The organism is Agrobacterium sp., assembly GCF_059499945.1.
This window is the reverse complement of record NZ_JCABZP010000003.1, coordinates 316,694-332,152: the sequence shown is the minus strand read 5'-3', so window position 1 is coordinate 332,152 and position 15,459 is coordinate 316,694. Positions and strand designations below refer to the sequence as shown.

Genomic DNA, 15,459 nt, shown 5'->3' with positions numbered 1-15,459 from the left:
TGGCCGGGACGGATTTTGCGCTGCATATAGCTTATTGCTCTCTTGGCCGCTGACAAGCGCCATTCGAATGACTATGTCGTGACTTAGTATTTCCTTATCGGCAAAGCGAGACTCGAATATGGCAGCGGAGACGATAAATTCGGCAGGTGATGCGGCGGGGCTGGCGGCGATGATTTCCCGCGCCGCCGAACAGACTGGCGATGCCAAACGCGGGCCGGCCCCGGTGGAACGCTGGAATCCGCCCTTTTGCGGCGATCTCGACATGGAAATCCGCGCCGACGGCACATGGTTCTACCTCGGCACGCCCATTGGTAGGGCGCCGCTGGTGCGGCTGTTTTCCACCGTTCTGCGCAAGGATGAGGACGGCAAAACCTATCTCGTAACTCCTGTGGAAAAAGTCGGCATCCGGGTCGTCGATGCGCCTTTCGTCGCCGTCGAAATGAAGGTGACCGCGGGTGAGAAGGATGGCGAGCCGCTGCTCACCTTCCGCACCAATGTCGGTGATGTGGTGGAGGCGGGGCCGGAGTATCCGCTGCGGTTTGAAATTTTCGGTGAGAACCGCGAATTGAAACCCTATCTTCTGGTGCGCGGCCGGCTGGAGGCACTGATCTCGCGGGCGGTGATGTATGATCTCGTTGCGCTCGGTGAAGTGATCGACGTTGATGGTATCGACATGTTCGCCGTACGCTCGGGCGGGGTCGTCTTTCCGGTGATGCCCGCCAATGAATTGGAACGGCTTTCGCAATGACTATGACGACAACGGGCCTCAAGGCTTTTACCGCTAGCGATTTCCGCCGCCGGGTGTTGCAGGAAGGCGAGGGCGTGGCCGAGCGCGAAAATGGCGACCATGTGCTCAATCCGGGCGTGGTTCTCTCTGGGAACGGCATCAGGCTGAAGGATGCCGCCGTGCTGGTGCCCGTTATCGATGACGGCAACGATGCGCGGGTGATCTTCACCCAGCGCACCTCCACTTTGCGCAAACATTCCGGCCAGATTTCCTTTCCGGGCGGCGGCATCGATGCCGAAGACCGCACGCCGGAGGAGGCGGCCCTGCGCGAAACGGAAGAGGAAATCGGCCTTTCCAGGTCTTTCGTGGAAACGGTGGGGCGCCTGCCGGACTATATTTCCGGGACGGGTTTTCGCATCAAGCCGGTACTGTCGGTCGTCCGTCCCGGTTTTGACCTGACGCTTAATCCAACGGAAGTGGATGAGGTTTTCGAGGTGCCGCTGTCCTTCCTGATGGACCCGGCCAATCACGGGCGCGGCAGCCGCATCTTTCAGGGGAAGGAGCGGTTTTTCTATGAAATGCCCTATGGCGAACGCTACATTTGGGGCATTACGGCGGGCATCGTCAGGACGATTTACGAGAGGTTTTATTCATGAGCAGCCTTGCCGGGCGGGACTGGTTCGAAAAACCGGCGCTGAAGCGCATCTTTGCGCTTCTGAATGCCGATGGCGGCGAGGTGCGGATCGTCGGCGGCGCGGTGCGCAATGCGCTGATGGACCTGCCGGTCGTCGATGTCGACCTGGCGACGACGCTCACCCCCGATGTGGTGGTGGCGCGGGCGAAGGCTGCGGGCATCAAGGCGGTTCCAACAGGCATAGAGCACGGCACGGTAACGCTGGTGATCGATGGCGAAGGTTTCGAGGTAACGACGCTGCGCCGTGATGTCGAGACCAATGGGCGTCATGCACAGGTGGCTTTCGGCACCGACTGGCAGACCGACGCCGAGCGGCGCGATCTCACCATCAATGCTCTTTATGCCGATGAAAAGGGCGAGATCATCGATCTTATCAATGGGCTACCCGATATCGAAACCGGAACCGTGCGCTTCATCGGCGATGCGGCGATGCGGATTTCGGAAGATTACCTGCGGATTCTGCGCTTTTTCCGCTTTTTCGCCCACTACGGCTCCGGCCGTCCTGATGCCGATGGCTTGCGGGCCAGCGCGCGGGCCAAGGACAAGCTGGGCACCCTTTCGGCCGAGCGGGTCTGGAGCGAGCTGAAAAAGCTGCTTTCCGCGCGCGATCCCTCCCGCGCTCTTTTATGGATGCGGCAATCGGGTGTGCTGACGGAAATTCTTCCCGAGACCGAGAAATGGGGTATCGACGCCATTCACGGGCTGGTGGCGACGGAACAGGCTCTTGGCTGGGCGGTGGACCCGATGCTGCGGCTTTCCGCCATCCTGCCGCCCGATAGGGACAGGCTGGTCGCCCTTGCCGCGCGCCTCCGGCTGTCAAAGGCCGAAGCTGCCTATCTTACCCATTGGGCTTCGGCACCGGCGGCTGACCCCGAACTGAAGGAGACGGCGCTTGACCGGCTGCTTTACCGTCAGGGTGTAGAAGGGGTGAAGACACGGCTGAAGCTTGCGCTTGCCGCCGCCCGTGCAGATGTTTCGGCTGGCGACACGGCCATGCAGAAGGTGGCGCGGCTTTCGACCCTGCTGGCGCGGGCGGAAAAATTCCACAAGCCCGGATTCCCCCTGAGCGGCGTGGATGTGATGGCGGCAGGCGTCGAGGCTGGCCCGAAGGTGGGCGAAGTGCTGAAAAGCCTTGAGGAAAAGTGGATCGACGTCAATTTCTCCCTTGACCGGGCAGCGCTGACCGCCCGGCTGAAGGATATGCTGGAGAATTGAAGTCGCAGCAACGAAGGCGTTGCGGCTTACGCCGCATTCGCTTCGTCGCGGATGCGGGATTTGATGTTCTCGATCATGTTTTCGCGGATGACGGTTTCGCCGTGGGCCGAGCGCATGTGCTCCACCGTGCGGCGGACGACTTCAGCGTCGTCATCTGCGCGCGTATGCCAGGCACAGCCGGGCACGAGCGTTCCGCATTCAAAAAGTCTCATGGTCTTGCCTCCCTGTTTCAGCGAAGGACAGCATTGAAGTGACATGCTGTCCTTCGGTCATGAAACGAAAGTTCGCCGCTTATGTTCCAGAGCGGCGTCCTTCAACCCTGTTCGGGCCCCTATTCGGGCCCCCTATTCGGGCATTGCCCAGCACTGGAACACAGAGGATGTGCCAGCTGCCGGAATTTTTGTACGAGGCATTTCGTCATTGGCTGCCCGCCGTGCCGTTTTTTGTCCGGCAAGGGAGCGTTTCACCTGTTCGACATAAAAGGAATGCGGCAGTTCACGATCACCCGTGGCGCGCATTTCCGCTGCCAGACGGTCGATCAGATCAGGGGTATCGATGGATTGCGGCGCTTCCTCGACGGAAGCAGAGATAGGCATGCTGTTCGAAGTAATCATGACGATAGCTCCTCCAGTACGTCTGCGGGAGGAGACTACCACTGCCTTGATTTTTCCATAAGTCCTAATTTGCGCTATTTGCGACAAAATGGCTGATGAGCGTCAAATTTGCGTGAGATTTTTTAAGGCCAGCGCACCACCGGCGGCAGCGAGGACAGAATCGATTCAACGTTGCCGCCCGTCTTCAGGCCGAAGATCGTGCCGCGGTCATAAAGCAGGTTGAATTCCACATAGCGACCGCGGCGGATAAGCTGCTCGTCGCGGTCCTCTTCCGTCCAGTTCTGGTTGAAATTGGCGCGGACGATTTTCGGATAAACGAGATTGAAGGCGCGGCCGACATCCTGCACGAAGGTGAAATTGGCGTCCCAGCCGCCTTTTTCCTCATCAGCGTGCAGCCAGTCGAAAAAGATGCCGCCGGTGCCGCGTGGTTCATTGCGGTGCTTCAGGAAGAAATACTCGTCGCACCACGTCTTGTATCGCGGGTAATCGGCAACCGGATGGCGGTTGCAGGTGATTTCGAAGGCGCGATGGAAAAGCTGGGTGTCCGGGTCCTGTTCCGTCCGCCGACGACCGAGAACCGGCGTCAGGTCCGCGCCGCCGCCGAACCAGTGGCTGGTGGTGACGACCATGCGGGTATTCATATGTACCGCGGGCACATTGGGATTGACCGGATGGGCGATGAGCGAAAGGCCGGAGGCCCAGAAGCGCGGGTCTTCTTCCGCACCCGGTATCTGCTTGCGGAACTCGGGCGAAAACTCGCCATGGACGGTGGAGGTGTGCACGCCGACCTTCTCGAAGACGCGGCCTTCCATCATCGACATCTTGCCGCCGCCGCCTTCGCCATTGTCGCGCAGCCAGTCTTTCTGCACGAAACGGCCGGGCTCCTGATCGGAAAGAGGGCCGGTAAGATCGTTTTCCAGGGTCTCGAAGGAGGCGACGATGGTGTCGCGCAGATGCTGGAACCAGGCTTCGGCTGTGGCCTTCTTGTCTTCGATGTCCTCGGGCAAGCCCTTCGGCAAGATTGGCCGTTCCATATCTTCTTTCTCCTGCGGTGAAGTCTGCTCCCGCCGCCTCTAGCAGGTGTTTGCGCCGCGCACAAATACGACTCGCCAAGGCGGCGCGCCGACACTATCTTTATCGATGTAGGTGCCAGAGGTGAATATCATGACGAAATTTGCCGGACCGCCGCCCCTTGATGGGCTGAGGCGCAGGATCGCCAATCATCGCAAGGAACGCGAAAGCGCCGGCGGTGAACAAAAGCGTGACGGCATGTTCGTGCGCCAGACCTTCTGTCTCGGCCGCGAGGAAGCCCGCGCCAAGGCGCGCGAATGGTTCGACAGCTTTCCCAAAGCGGCCTATTGGACGGAAGTGGAAAGCTGGCGGCAGCTGGAAGGCGACCGCATAGAATTCACCATGCGGCGGCTTCCCTCGGCTGACTGAGATTTTCCTTCAGGAGTGAGGTTCGGCGTAACGCAGGCGGCTTTCGATCAGCACGCCGCTTTCATCCAGAATGGGATGCGCCACCGAAACAATATGGGCGTTGATGCGCTTCAAATCCCGCAGCATGTCTAGATGCAGCGAACTGGTCTGCATGCTTTCCGTCAGTCCGTCGCGCAGCCGCTCCAGATGGCGGTTTGAGGACAGCTTTTCGAGGCGGCGTATATCCACCTTGCTTTCCATCAGCCGGCGGGCGAGATCGAAATCACCAGTCACCAGAATACTCTGGGCAGCGCGCAGATTTTCGATGGTCATGTCGAACAGCGTCTTCAGCTCCTCATAACCGTCGTCGGAAAATTTGAAGCTGTTCAGCACCTTCTTGCGGATCTGCTCGCAGATGCCCTTTTCGATGATATCGCCGATATGTTCGAGATTGATCGCGTAATCGATGATGGCGATCGAACGGCGGGCTTCCTCGTCGGAAAGCCCCTTGCGCCCCAGTTGCGACAGATAGACCTTCACCTCCTGCTGACGGCGGTCGACCTTTTTTTCGAGCAGGGAGACTTCCTGAAGCGGCGCCAGATCATTGTGCTTGAAGGCGTTTTCGGCGCGGATCAGCATCCGCTCGATGCTGTCGCCGACGCTCAGGACCTCACGGGTAGCATTGGCAAGCGCGACAACCGGCATATCCAGCGCCTGCTGGTCGAGGAAATTCGGGCCGTCTTCAGCCTTGGGATCGCCCGGCACCAGTTTCGCCATCAGGTCGGATATCAGGCCAGAGAAGGGCCAGGCCAGCGCCGCCAGAATGACGTTGAAGATGAGGTGGGCATCAACAGGCAATTTCGTGGGCGAAAGCGGCAATTGCTGCAGGAGTTCCGCGCCATAGGAGGCGAGCGGCATGGCAATGAGGCAGCCGATGGTGCGCACGACAAGATTGCCGATGGTGATGCGCCGCGCCGAGGCGGGGCCGGAAAGCGTGGCGATAACAGGCGGAATGGCGCCGCCGAGATTGGCGCCGAGAATGAGAACGATGATGAGGCCGGTGGAAAGCGTGCCGGTGGCGGCCAGCGACAGGATGAGCACCACGACCGCGAGGCTGGAAGAGGAGACGAAGGCGAGCACGGCGGAGAAGATCAGCGCGACGGGCCATGCTCCATCAAGGAGCCCGATAAAGACGCCGAGCGCCGGCGAGGCCCGCATCGGCTCGGTCGCGCCGCTCAGAAGATGCAGCGACAGAAGCATCAGGCCGATGCCGATCAGCGCTGTCCCGCCGCCCTGTCTGGCGTTGGAACTGCCCTTTTTCAGTACGATGCCGGCAAGGATCAGCAACGGCGACAGCCATTCCACCCCGGCCGCCACGATCCATGCGGTAACGGCGGTGCCGACATTGGCGCCGAGCAGCACCACCTGCGCCATGCGCGGCTTGATGAGGTCACGCTCGGCAAAGGAGGCGACGGTGAGCGCGGTCGCCGTCGAGCTTTGCAGCGCTACCGTCGCAAAAAATCCGGAAAAGAAGGAACGTGGACCGTTCTGGGTGCCGGTGGCCAGCACGCTTCGCAGTTTCATGCCGAAAGCGCGGGTAACGCCGTCCTTGACCTGGGACAGACCGAACAGCAGCAGTGCGACTGCGCCGAGAAGGTTGACGATGACAATGGTGGATTGCATGCGACGTCTCCTCACACCCGCCGGGGCATGGTTCCGGCGAGGGCGATTTTTATTGTCCGGCTAAAGAGTATAGGAGCCTCAACGCCCCCGGTACAGGCCGGGTTGCGACAGTTTTGAAGTAAAAACGGTCAAATTTTGTATTTGCCCGAAAAATTGGCGTTAAAGATGGCGCTTACGCCCATGCCGTCTGGCGCAAAGCCTCGCCGGTGATCATCGCCGCCGACATGGCGACGTTGATGGAGCGCTGGCCCTCGACCATCGGGATGATGATTCGCTCATCCGCCTTTTCATGCACATGGTCCGGTACGCCAGCACTTTCACGGCCGAAAAGCAGGATATCATCCGTGCGGTAAGTGATGTCAGTATAGGGCAGGGCGGCCTTGGTGGAGGCGAGAACGAGCCGGCGGCCGGTGGTTGCCCGCCATTGCTCGAAACGGTCCCAGCTGACATGGCGCGTGAGCGCCGCCGCTGCAATATAATCCATGCCCGCCCGTTTCAGATTGCGGTCGGAAATATCGAAACCGGCCGGCTCGATGATGTCCACGCCGAGGCCTAGACACGCGGCCAGCCGCAGGATGGTGCCGGTATTGCCGGGAATATCGGGCTGGTAAAGGGCAATCCTGATGTCGGGCATGGACTTCTCACTGCGGTTGGAGCGTCCGTCCGATTATCACGGGCGCGGGGCGAGCGACAGGTGCGTTGGGAAAAGTCCCTCCCAGGCGTTGTTCCCGAGCGGATATTCATTCGCGTGACACACAGCGCAGCTACCCATTCACCAACACATTGTCAGGTCTGTCCGGACGATCATGAATGGTCGGGACAGGCCATTTCGAGTCGGATTTTCTGCACGCGACAACAGGAGGATTCCATGTCCGAACGGGTGAATTTCGTCCATCTGACCGATCTGCATATTGGCAATCCGCAGGTGCAGGATGATGATCTTTATTCCGAGACCTCGGCCACGCTTTCCGCGACGCTCGCGCAGATCAAGGCGCTCGTGCCGCCGCCTGAATTCATCGTCGTCAGCGGCGATTTGACCAATAGGGGCGATGCCGGCAGCTATGAAGAACTCAAGCGCCTGATGGCGCAAGCCGAACTGGATGTGCCGGTGCTCTTCGCGCTCGGCAATCACGATCGTCGCGATGGTTTTTATCCGGTGATGCTCGGTCGCCATGAGGATCTGGATGAGCCCTATGATCATGCCGAAGTCATTGCCGGCATCCACATCATCGTCATGGATACAAGCATTCCCGGCAAGGTCGGCGGGGCTTTCGAGCCCGGGCAGATCGAATGGCTCGAGGATGAGCTGGAAAACCACCCCGAACTGCCGAAGCTGCTGGTGATGCACCATGCGCCGGCGCTTGATTTCGACCGTCCCGATGCGGAGTGGGAATCCCTCTCCTTTGACGATACCGAGATTCTGGACGAGCTGCTGTTCGAGCATGATGTCGTCGGCATTCTGGCGGGCCACATCCATTACGACCGCATGTCGCACTGGCAGGGTATTCCCGTCGTGGTCGGCATCGGCCAGCATTTCGCCACTGACCCGCTATGGCTGCATGAGGGCGTGCGCATGGTGTCCGGCGCGTCTTTCGCCATCGGCACGATAAGGGATACGGGCCTGACCGTGACTTTTGCGCCCCAGCCCAGCGATCGTCGGGAATTGAAGCGTCATACGCAGGCCGGAATGGCCGAGTTGATTGCGGACTATGAAAGCGGCGAAGCGCAGGACGCAGCCGAATAAGGCGATGTCGGCATCGTTTAACGGGCGGAGACCTTGCGGGTCATCTCCGTCCGTTCGCCATATAGGATGCACTTGCGTGTTTTCTCGCGTATTCGGTGTCTTTCCGGCTGGTCATTGCTTAATTTTTGCGCTACAAGGCCATGTCTTCAACACCAGCCAAGGGAGGTTCTCATGCCAAATGACATTCGTATTCGCCTCCCGGCCCCAGTAGTTCCGCTGCTGGCCTAGGTGTTACTCTGCGGCCCGGCCGCGTTTCCCATATTTCGACTCACCATGTGGCTGTTGCGGCCATGTTCAAAGACTTTTCCGTTCCGTCGTGAGCCATATTTGTGTCCGCTCACCATGTCACGATGGAGCGATTGATTGCCGGAGCTTGGCCTATGTTTGGCTGGTTTGAAAAACGCCTCGATCCCTTTCCCGCTTCGGCGCCCTCCGTGGCGCCAAAGAAGCTTTTGCCGTTCCTGTGGCACTATGTGAAGCCCGCATGGCCATGGCTGCTGCTGCTTGGCCTGATGTCCATGGGCATCGCCATTGCCGAAGCCATGCTCTATAAATTCCTCGGCAATATCGTCGACTGGCTTTCCACGGCCAATCGCGAGACGTTTTTTGCCGACGAGGGGTGGCATCTGATCGTCATGGCCGGGCTGGTGCTATTCCTGCTGCCGCTGATGGGCGCGATCCATACCATGACGATGCACCAGACGCTTGCCGGCAATTTCGGCATGATCGCGCGCTGGAAGATGCATCGTTTCCTGCTACGCCACTCCATGAACTTCTTCGCCAACGAGTTTGCCGGCCGGGTTTCGACCAAGGTGATGCAGACGGCGCTGGCGATCCGCGAAGTGGCGCTGAAGGTGATCGACGTGTTCGTCTACGCGATCAGCTTCGTCGTTTCGATGCTGTTCATGGTTGCGGCGGCGGACTGGCGGCTGGTCATTCCGCTGCTGGTCTGGCTCGGCATCTATATGGGAATTCTTGCTTATTTCGTGCCGAAACTCGGCCGGCTGGCGCAGGAACAGGCCGATGCGCGCTCGATGATGACGGGGCGGATCGTCGACAGCTACACCAACATCTCGACGATAAAGCTGTTTTCCCATGCGGGCCGCGAGGAAAGATATGCGCGCGAGGGCATGAACGTGTTTCTCGGGACCGTTCACCGCCAGATGCGCAAGATTTCCGGCTTCAACATCCTGATCGACCTCAACAATGCGGTCGTGCTGTTTTCCACTGCAACGCTCGGTCTTTATTTCTGGATGCAGGGTTCGGTCACGGCCGGTTCGGTCGCCATCGCCATCAGCCTTGCCATGCGCGTCAACGGCATGTCGCAATGGATCATGTGGGAAGTCACCTCGCTGTTCGAAAATATCGGCACGGTCTATGACGGCATGTCGATGATGACGAAGCCGCACGATATCGTAGATGTTCCCAAGGCGCCTGAGCTTGCCGCCCCGCAGGGCGCCATCCGTTACGACAACGTCCGCTTCCACTACGGCAAGAACAAGGGCGTGATCGACGGGCTGACGCTCGATATCAAGCCGGGCGAGAAGGTCGGTCTGGTCGGGCGCTCGGGTGCGGGCAAGACGACGCTGATGAACCTGCTTCTGCGCTTCTACGATCTGGAAGGCGGCAGGATCACCATCGACGGCCAGGACATCTCGAAGGTGTCGCAGGACAGCCTGCGCGAGCTGATCGGGGTGGTGACGCAGGATACCTCGCTGCTGCACCGCTCGATCCGCGACAACATCGCCTACGGCCACCCCGAGGCCACCGACGAACAGGTGATTGCGGCGGCGAAGCGGGCAAATGCCTGGGACTTCATCGAGACGCTTGTCGACATGCACGGTCGTCAGGGCCTCGATGCCCAGGTGGGTGAACGTGGTGTCAAGCTCTCCGGCGGTCAGCGCCAGCGTATCGCGATCGCCCGCGTCTTCCTCAAGAATGCCCCGATCCTGGTGCTGGACGAGGCGACATCGGCGCTCGACTCCGAAGTCGAGGCGGCGATCCAGGAGAACCTGTTCTCGCTGATGGAAGGCAAGACGGTGATTGCGATCGCCCACCGCCTTTCGACGCTGACCGAGATGGACCGGCTCATCATTCTCGACAAGGGCCGGATCGTGGAAGCGGGCAGCCATGCGGAACTGGCGGCAATGGGCGGCATTTATGCCGACCTGTGGCGGCGCCAGTCCGGCGGCTTCATCGCCGACCATGAGGCGGAAGTGGCCGCTGAGTGAGGAAAAGCGAAAGGGCGGGGAACATTCCCCGCTCTTTTTCATTTGGGCAATGTTACCGAAATATAATCTCTTCCCGCAGCCTCGGCGGCTGTTCCCGCTCCGGGAATCCTCCTATATCCGGATCATGGTTATTACCCGCATCTTCGAGTTTTTCGAGAACTGGATAAAGCCCTTCGCCCGCAAGGACGATTTGCGGCCGCCTGAAAGCACGTTCGCCTTCATCTGGTTCTATATCTCGCAGGCCAAGGCGCCCTTTTTCGCCATGCTGGTGCTGGGCGGGCTGACGGCGGCCATCGAGGCGGCGCTTTTCTGGTTCGTCGGACGTCTCGTCGATATTCTCGCCACCGTGAAGCCGGAAGAGGGCTGGGCAGGGCTGCTTGCGGCCCACGGCGGCGAGCTGGTCGGCATGCTGGTGCTGATCGGCATCGTGCGTTTTATCGTCACCATGGTGACGGCGTTGGTGGACCAGCAGATCATCACGCCCGGCTTTTACAATCTGGTGCGCTGGCAATCCTATATGCACGTGGCGCGGCAATCGCTGACCTTCTTCCAGAATGATTTTTCAGGCCGCATCGTCACCAAGGTCTGGTCGGGCGGGCAGGCGGCGGGCGATCTCGTCACTTCGCTGATGGAAAGCGTCTGGTTCGTCGGCATTTATTCGGTCTCCATGCTGTTCCTGATCGGTGGGCTGGACTGGCGGCTTGCGGTCGTCGTCCTCGTCTGGGTGGCGATCTTCTCGCTGCTGGCGCGTTATTTCGTGCCACGCATCCGCTACCATTCCAAAGAAACGGCGGAAGCCGCCTCCATGCTTTCCGGTCGCATGGTGGATGCCTATAGCAATATCCAGACGCTCCGGCTGTTCGGGCGCGATGATGCCAATGACCGCTACATGCGGCAGGGCTTCGATATTTTCCAGCATGCGACCATGACGTTCACGCGCTTCATCACCGGCGTGCGCGCTTCCATGGCGCTGCTGTCTGGCGTGATGATCACTTCCATGGCGGCGCTCTGCATCGATCTGTGGCTTTCCGGCAGGATCAGTTCGGGTGCGGTCGCCTTCACGCTGGCGCTGGTGCTGCGCCTCAACTTCCTGCTCGGACGGTTGATGACGCAGTTCAACGGCATCATGCGCAATTTCGGCACGGTGCAGAATGCCGCCGAGCTGATTTCGCAGCCGATCGGTCTCGTCGATGGGCCTGACGCGAAGGCGCTGGAGGTCAAGAAGCCGAGCATCCGTTTCGAAAATGTCAGTTTCCATTACGGGCGGGCGAACGGCGTCATCGACCATCTTAATCTCGATATCAGGGCGGGTGAAAAGGTGGGCATCGTCGGGCGCTCCGGCGCTGGAAAATCCACCCTCGTCAATCTCATCCTGCGTTTCTACGATGTCGAAAAAGGCCGTATCCTGATCGACGGTCAGGATATCGCCGGGGTGACACAGGAATCGCTGCGCGCCCATATCGGCATGGTCACGCAGGATACGTCGCTGCTGCACCGTTCTATCAGAGACAACATCATGTTCGGCCGCACCGACGCGACCGAAGCGCAATTGCAGGAGGCGACGCGCCGCGCCAAGGCGGACGACTTCATCGCAAGGCTCGAGGATCAACGTGGGCGCAAAGGGTTCGACGCGCATGTGGGCGAACGCGGCGTGAAACTTTCCGGCGGCCAGCGCCAGCGCATCGCCATTGCCCGCGTGATGCTGAAGGACGCGCCGATCCTCGTGCTCGATGAGGCGACGTCGGCCCTCGATTCGGAGGTGGAAGCGGCGATCCAGAGCAATCTGGATGAGCTGATGCAGGGCAAGACGGTTCTGGCCATCGCCCACCGCCTGTCGACCATCGCGGCTCTCGACCGACTGATCGTGATGGATCAGGGGCGCATCGTGGAACAGGGCAGCCATTCCGATCTGGTCGCGCAGGGCGGTCTTTATTCGGAACTCTGGGCGCGGCAGTCGGGCGGCTTCCTCGCTGCGGACGAGGCGGCGCAGTAAGGCCTTCGACTATTTCCCGATCATGAAATCCGCCATCAGGCCATAATGATTGGAACCGAGGCTATCGGGCAGGCGGGTGATTTTCATGAGCGTTGCCGGTTCGCGGGCGAAGATATGGTCGATGGCGATGCCGAAACGACCGGCCTCCGTCGGCCATGTGGCGGGTTCGAAGGTGGCTTTCTTCAGGTCGTTGGCGGCGAGAAAGGCGCGCATATCGGGCGCTATGCTGGACGAGTTGAAATCTCCGGCGAGAATGAGCGGGCCGGTGACGCGAAAGAGGATTTCGCTGACTTCATCCAGTTCATCGCGATGATAATCGTCGAAATAAGGCTTGGTGATATGCCCGGCGGCAAGCGTCAGTTCCGTGCCGTCGAGGTCGATATGGGCGATGGCAAACCGGTCGCGACGCAGATCGCTGAGACTGTGGAAACGGCCTTCCTGCAATGGTCTTTTTGACAGGATGACCAGATCGCATCCGGATGTGCCTGTGTAACAGCCCAGCCTGTGCGGGTAGGTTTGCTGCAGACGGGGCAGAACCGATTGCAATGCCGCCGCCTCGAAGAGATAGACGGCATCCGCGCCCGATTCGAGAATTTTGTCGGCAATCGCATCCGCATTGGCGGCATTGTCCATCAAGACGTTGAAGGATAGCAGCCGAAACGGCTTTGCATCAGGCGCAGCGGTGGCGGATGTGGAAAATTCCATCAGCATCGCCACGGCATGGATGGCGAGCGCCAGCGACCAGACCACAAGCAGAGCCGAAACCGCATCGCGCGTCAGCCAGAAGACGAGGCATGACAGCAGGATACAGGCGAGCGCGATGTGAAGCTGGAAGCTGGTGACGAAGGCGAGAAGCCAGAAATCGGTGACGTAGCGCAGGCTGGCGATAAACAGAACGGCAGCCACTGCCGTGGAGACCATGCAAGAGAGCTTCGCCGTCATCCGAATCCCTGCTTTCCGAGCTCTCCCTTGAAGTCTCCTAACATGGGGCATGGATGCGCACAATGTTGCCCGCCTGCCAAGGGCGGCGAAAAAATGCGAGCCAAATCGGCCCCCTCCGGCAGAATTACGGCGGCTTTGTGTGCTTTGCTCTTGCCAAGTCGGTCAATATTTTGCGATCAAACAGAGTGACGCGGTTTCTTAATGCCGCAGTTGTGTCCAGGACGATGGGACGGAGTTTGTCCTGGATCAAATCATAGCGGGAGGACTCATGCGATTTACGGCAAAAACAGCGCAGAGGATGGTGTAGCGGTGAGCGAGCACGTAACCAATCACGACGCTTCGGGTGAACCGACCCGTCGCGATTTTCTTTACCTAGTGACGGGAATGGCGGGCGCCGTCGGTGCCGCCGCAGTTGCATGGCCTTTTATTGACCAGATGCGTCCCGATGCATCGACGCTGGCGCTCGCCTCCATCGAGGTGGATGTCACGGCGGTCGAGCCGGGCATGTCGCTCACCGTCAAGTGGCGCGGCAAGCCGATTTTCATCCGCAACCGCACGGAAAAGGAAATCGAGGAAGCCAAGGCCGTCGCTCTCGGCGATCTGAAGGATCCCGTGGCGCGCAATGCCAATGTTGCCCCCGATGCGCAGGCGACGGATATCGACCGTTCCGCCGGCGAGGGTAAGGAAAACTGGATCGTCATGATCGGTTCCTGCACCCATCTCGGTTGCGTTCCGCTCGGCCAGGCCGGCGATTTCGGCGGGTGGTTCTGTCCCTGCCATGGCTCGCACTACGATACGGCGGGCCGCATACGTAAGGGTCCGGCGCCGGAAAACCTCGCCATCCCGACATTTGCATTCACATCCGATACCGTGATCAAGATCGGATAAGGGGACAGTTATTCATGAGTGGTCATTCCAGTTATCAGCCGTCCACCGGCATCGAAAGGTGGATCGATTCGCGGCTTCCCTTGCCGCGCTTGATCTATGACAGCTTCGTTGCCTATCCTGTCCCGCGTAACCTGAACTACGCCTACACCTTCGGCGCGATGCTTTCCGTGATGCTGATCGTTCAGATCCTCACCGGTGTCGTGCTGGCCATGCATTATGCGGCCGAAACGACGGTTGCCTTCAATTCCGTCGAAAAGATCATGCGTGACGTCAACCACGGCTGGCTGCTGCGCTACATGCATGCCAATGGCGCGTCGTTCTTCTTCATCGCGGTTTACCTGCACATTGCCCGCGGCCTTTATTACGGCTCCTACAAGGCGCCGCGCGAAATCCTCTGGATTCTCGGCTGTGTGATCTATCTCCTGATGATGGCGACGGGCTTCATGGGCTACGTTCTGCCCTGGGGTCAGATGTCCTTCTGGGGCGCGACCGTCATCACCGGCTTCTTCACGGCTTTCCCGCTCGTGGGTGAATGGATCCAGCAGTTCCTGCTCGGCGGCTTTGCCGTGGATAATCCGACGCTGAACCGCTTCTTCGCGCTGCATTACCTGCTGCCCTTCATGATCGCGGGTGTCGTCGTCCTGCACATCTGGGCGCTGCATGTGACCGGCCAGACCAACCCGACCGGTGTGGAAGTGAAGAGCAAGACCGACACGGTTCCCTTCACGCCCTATGCGACGCTGAAGGATGCGCTCGGCGTTTCGGTGTTCCTCATCGCTTATGCGTGGTTCATCTTCTATATGCCGAACTTCCTCGGCCACCCTGATAACTACATCATGGCGGACCCGCTGAAGACGCCGGCGCATATCGTGCCGGAATGGTATTATCTGCCGTTCTACGCCATGCTGCGCGCCATCACCTTCAACATCTGGATCATCGATTCCAAGCTCGGCGGCGTTCTCGTCATGTTCGGCGCGATCATCGTGCTGTTCTTCCTGCCCTGGCTCGATACGTCGAAGGTTCGTTCCGCCGTCTATCGTCCCTGGTACAAGATGTTCTTCTGGCTGTTCGTGGTGAATGCCATCATGCTCGGCTGGCTGGGCTCGCGCCCGGCGGAAGGCATCTACGTCATCATGTCGCAGATCGGCACGCTTTATTACTTCGGTTTCTTCCTCGTCATCATGCCGATCCTCGGTCTGGTCGAAACGCCGCGGCGTATTCCGAATTCGATTACCGAGGCCGTTCTTGCAAAGAACGCCGCCAAGACGGGTGCCGCGCCTGCGGCCACAGAAGTCTGAGCGCGAAGGAA

The 15,459-nt window shown here is 59.8% G+C and carries 15 protein-coding genes; 9 read left to right on the top strand and 6 right to left on the bottom strand.

What is annotated here, in order from left to right:
• Positions 1 to 118: 118 nt before the first annotated feature.
• Genes AC5I5B_RS03790 through AC5I5B_RS03780 form a run of 3 tightly spaced genes read left to right on the top strand, consistent with a single transcriptional unit; the run spans position 119 to position 2,636 of the window.
• The gene (locus AC5I5B_RS03790) at positions 119 to 748 is read left to right on the top strand and encodes a DUF1285 domain-containing protein (RefSeq protein ID WP_060725159.1); all 630 of its coding nucleotides are present in this window, start codon (positions 119 to 121) and stop codon (positions 746 to 748) included.
• Positions 745 to 1,383, top strand: coding sequence for an NUDIX hydrolase (locus AC5I5B_RS03785; protein ID WP_004430201.1), 639 nt, complete (start codon positions 745 to 747; stop codon positions 1,381 to 1,383). The genes AC5I5B_RS03790 and AC5I5B_RS03785 overlap by 4 nt, the downstream gene beginning before the upstream one ends.
• Positions 1,380 to 2,636 carry a CCA tRNA nucleotidyltransferase gene (locus AC5I5B_RS03780; protein WP_111834696.1) on the top strand — a complete coding sequence of 419 codons (1,257 nt, stop codon included), beginning with the start codon at positions 1,380 to 1,382 and terminating at the stop codon, positions 2,634 to 2,636. The genes AC5I5B_RS03785 and AC5I5B_RS03780 overlap by 4 nt, the downstream gene beginning before the upstream one ends.
• 26 nt (positions 2,637 to 2,662) lie before the next feature.
• On the opposite strand, the gene AC5I5B_RS03775 is transcribed toward AC5I5B_RS03780, so the two are convergent.
• From AC5I5B_RS03775 to hemF, 3 genes are all read right to left on the bottom strand, one after another.
• Positions 2,663 to 2,848 (bottom strand): DUF1059 domain-containing protein, encoded by a 186-nt coding sequence (locus tag AC5I5B_RS03775; protein ID WP_003523091.1) that lies wholly within the window; start codon positions 2,846 to 2,848, stop codon positions 2,663 to 2,665.
• A 132-nt stretch (positions 2,849 to 2,980) separates the two neighbouring features.
• A complete protein-coding gene (locus AC5I5B_RS03770; protein ID WP_020011380.1) occupies positions 2,981 to 3,250 on the bottom strand; it encodes a hypothetical protein in 270 nt (89 codons plus the stop codon).
• Between the two features lie 122 nt (positions 3,251 to 3,372).
• Positions 3,373 to 4,284, bottom strand: a complete 912-nt coding sequence (gene hemF / locus AC5I5B_RS03765; RefSeq protein WP_111834697.1) for an oxygen-dependent coproporphyrinogen oxidase — start codon at positions 4,282 to 4,284, stop codon at positions 3,373 to 3,375.
• Positions 4,285 to 4,414: 130 nt separating this feature from the next.
• Here hemF and AC5I5B_RS03760 point away from each other — a divergent pair, with 130 nt between their 5' ends.
• Positions 4,415 to 4,690, top strand: coding sequence for a hypothetical protein (locus AC5I5B_RS03760; protein ID WP_087744717.1), 276 nt, complete (start codon positions 4,415 to 4,417; stop codon positions 4,688 to 4,690).
• 9 nt (positions 4,691 to 4,699) lie between these two features.
• On the opposite strand, the gene AC5I5B_RS03755 is transcribed toward AC5I5B_RS03760, so the two are convergent.
• On the bottom strand, positions 4,700 to 6,352 hold the full coding sequence (locus tag AC5I5B_RS03755) for a Na/Pi cotransporter family protein (RefSeq protein WP_111834698.1): 1,653 nt from the start codon (positions 6,350 to 6,352) through the stop codon (positions 4,700 to 4,702).
• A gap of 172 nt (positions 6,353 to 6,524) precedes the next feature.
• The gene (locus AC5I5B_RS03750) at positions 6,525 to 6,986 is read right to left on the bottom strand and encodes a tRNA (cytidine(34)-2'-O)-methyltransferase (RefSeq protein WP_020808686.1); all 462 of its coding nucleotides are present in this window, start codon (positions 6,984 to 6,986) and stop codon (positions 6,525 to 6,527) included.
• A 234-nt stretch (positions 6,987 to 7,220) separates the two neighbouring features.
• On the opposite strand from AC5I5B_RS03750, the gene AC5I5B_RS03745 reads away from it, so the two are divergent.
• The 3 genes from AC5I5B_RS03745 (at position 7,221) to AC5I5B_RS03735 (ending at position 12,320) form a co-directional block, all read left to right on the top strand.
• Positions 7,221 to 8,096: a phosphodiesterase gene (locus AC5I5B_RS03745; protein ID WP_111834699.1), complete on the top strand. Its 876-nt coding sequence runs from the start codon at positions 7,221 to 7,223 to the stop codon at positions 8,094 to 8,096.
• A gap of 380 nt (positions 8,097 to 8,476) precedes the next feature.
• The gene (locus AC5I5B_RS03740; protein WP_111834700.1) at positions 8,477 to 10,327 is read left to right on the top strand and encodes an ABC transporter ATP-binding protein; all 1,851 of its coding nucleotides are present in this window, start codon (positions 8,477 to 8,479) and stop codon (positions 10,325 to 10,327) included.
• 124 nt (positions 10,328 to 10,451) lie between these two features.
• The gene (locus tag AC5I5B_RS03735) at positions 10,452 to 12,320 is read left to right on the top strand and encodes an ABC transporter ATP-binding protein (protein WP_111793509.1); all 1,869 of its coding nucleotides are present in this window, start codon (positions 10,452 to 10,454) and stop codon (positions 12,318 to 12,320) included.
• A gap of 9 nt (positions 12,321 to 12,329) precedes the next feature.
• Here the strand turns inward: AC5I5B_RS03735 and AC5I5B_RS03730 are convergent, their stop codons facing one another.
• On the bottom strand, positions 12,330 to 13,262 hold the full coding sequence (locus AC5I5B_RS03730) for an endonuclease/exonuclease/phosphatase family protein (protein WP_111834701.1): 933 nt from the start codon (positions 13,260 to 13,262) through the stop codon (positions 12,330 to 12,332).
• Positions 13,263 to 13,571: 309 nt separating this feature from the next.
• Between AC5I5B_RS03730 and petA the strand changes: the two genes are divergently transcribed.
• The gene (petA, locus tag AC5I5B_RS03725; protein ID WP_035212667.1) at positions 13,572 to 14,150 is read left to right on the top strand and encodes a ubiquinol-cytochrome c reductase iron-sulfur subunit; all 579 of its coding nucleotides are present in this window, start codon (positions 13,572 to 13,574) and stop codon (positions 14,148 to 14,150) included.
• Between the two features lie 14 nt (positions 14,151 to 14,164).
• Positions 14,165 to 15,448, top strand: a complete 1,284-nt coding sequence (locus tag AC5I5B_RS03720) for a cytochrome b (RefSeq protein WP_004430245.1) — start codon at positions 14,165 to 14,167, stop codon at positions 15,446 to 15,448.
• The last annotated feature ends 11 nt before the right edge of the window (positions 15,449 to 15,459 follow it).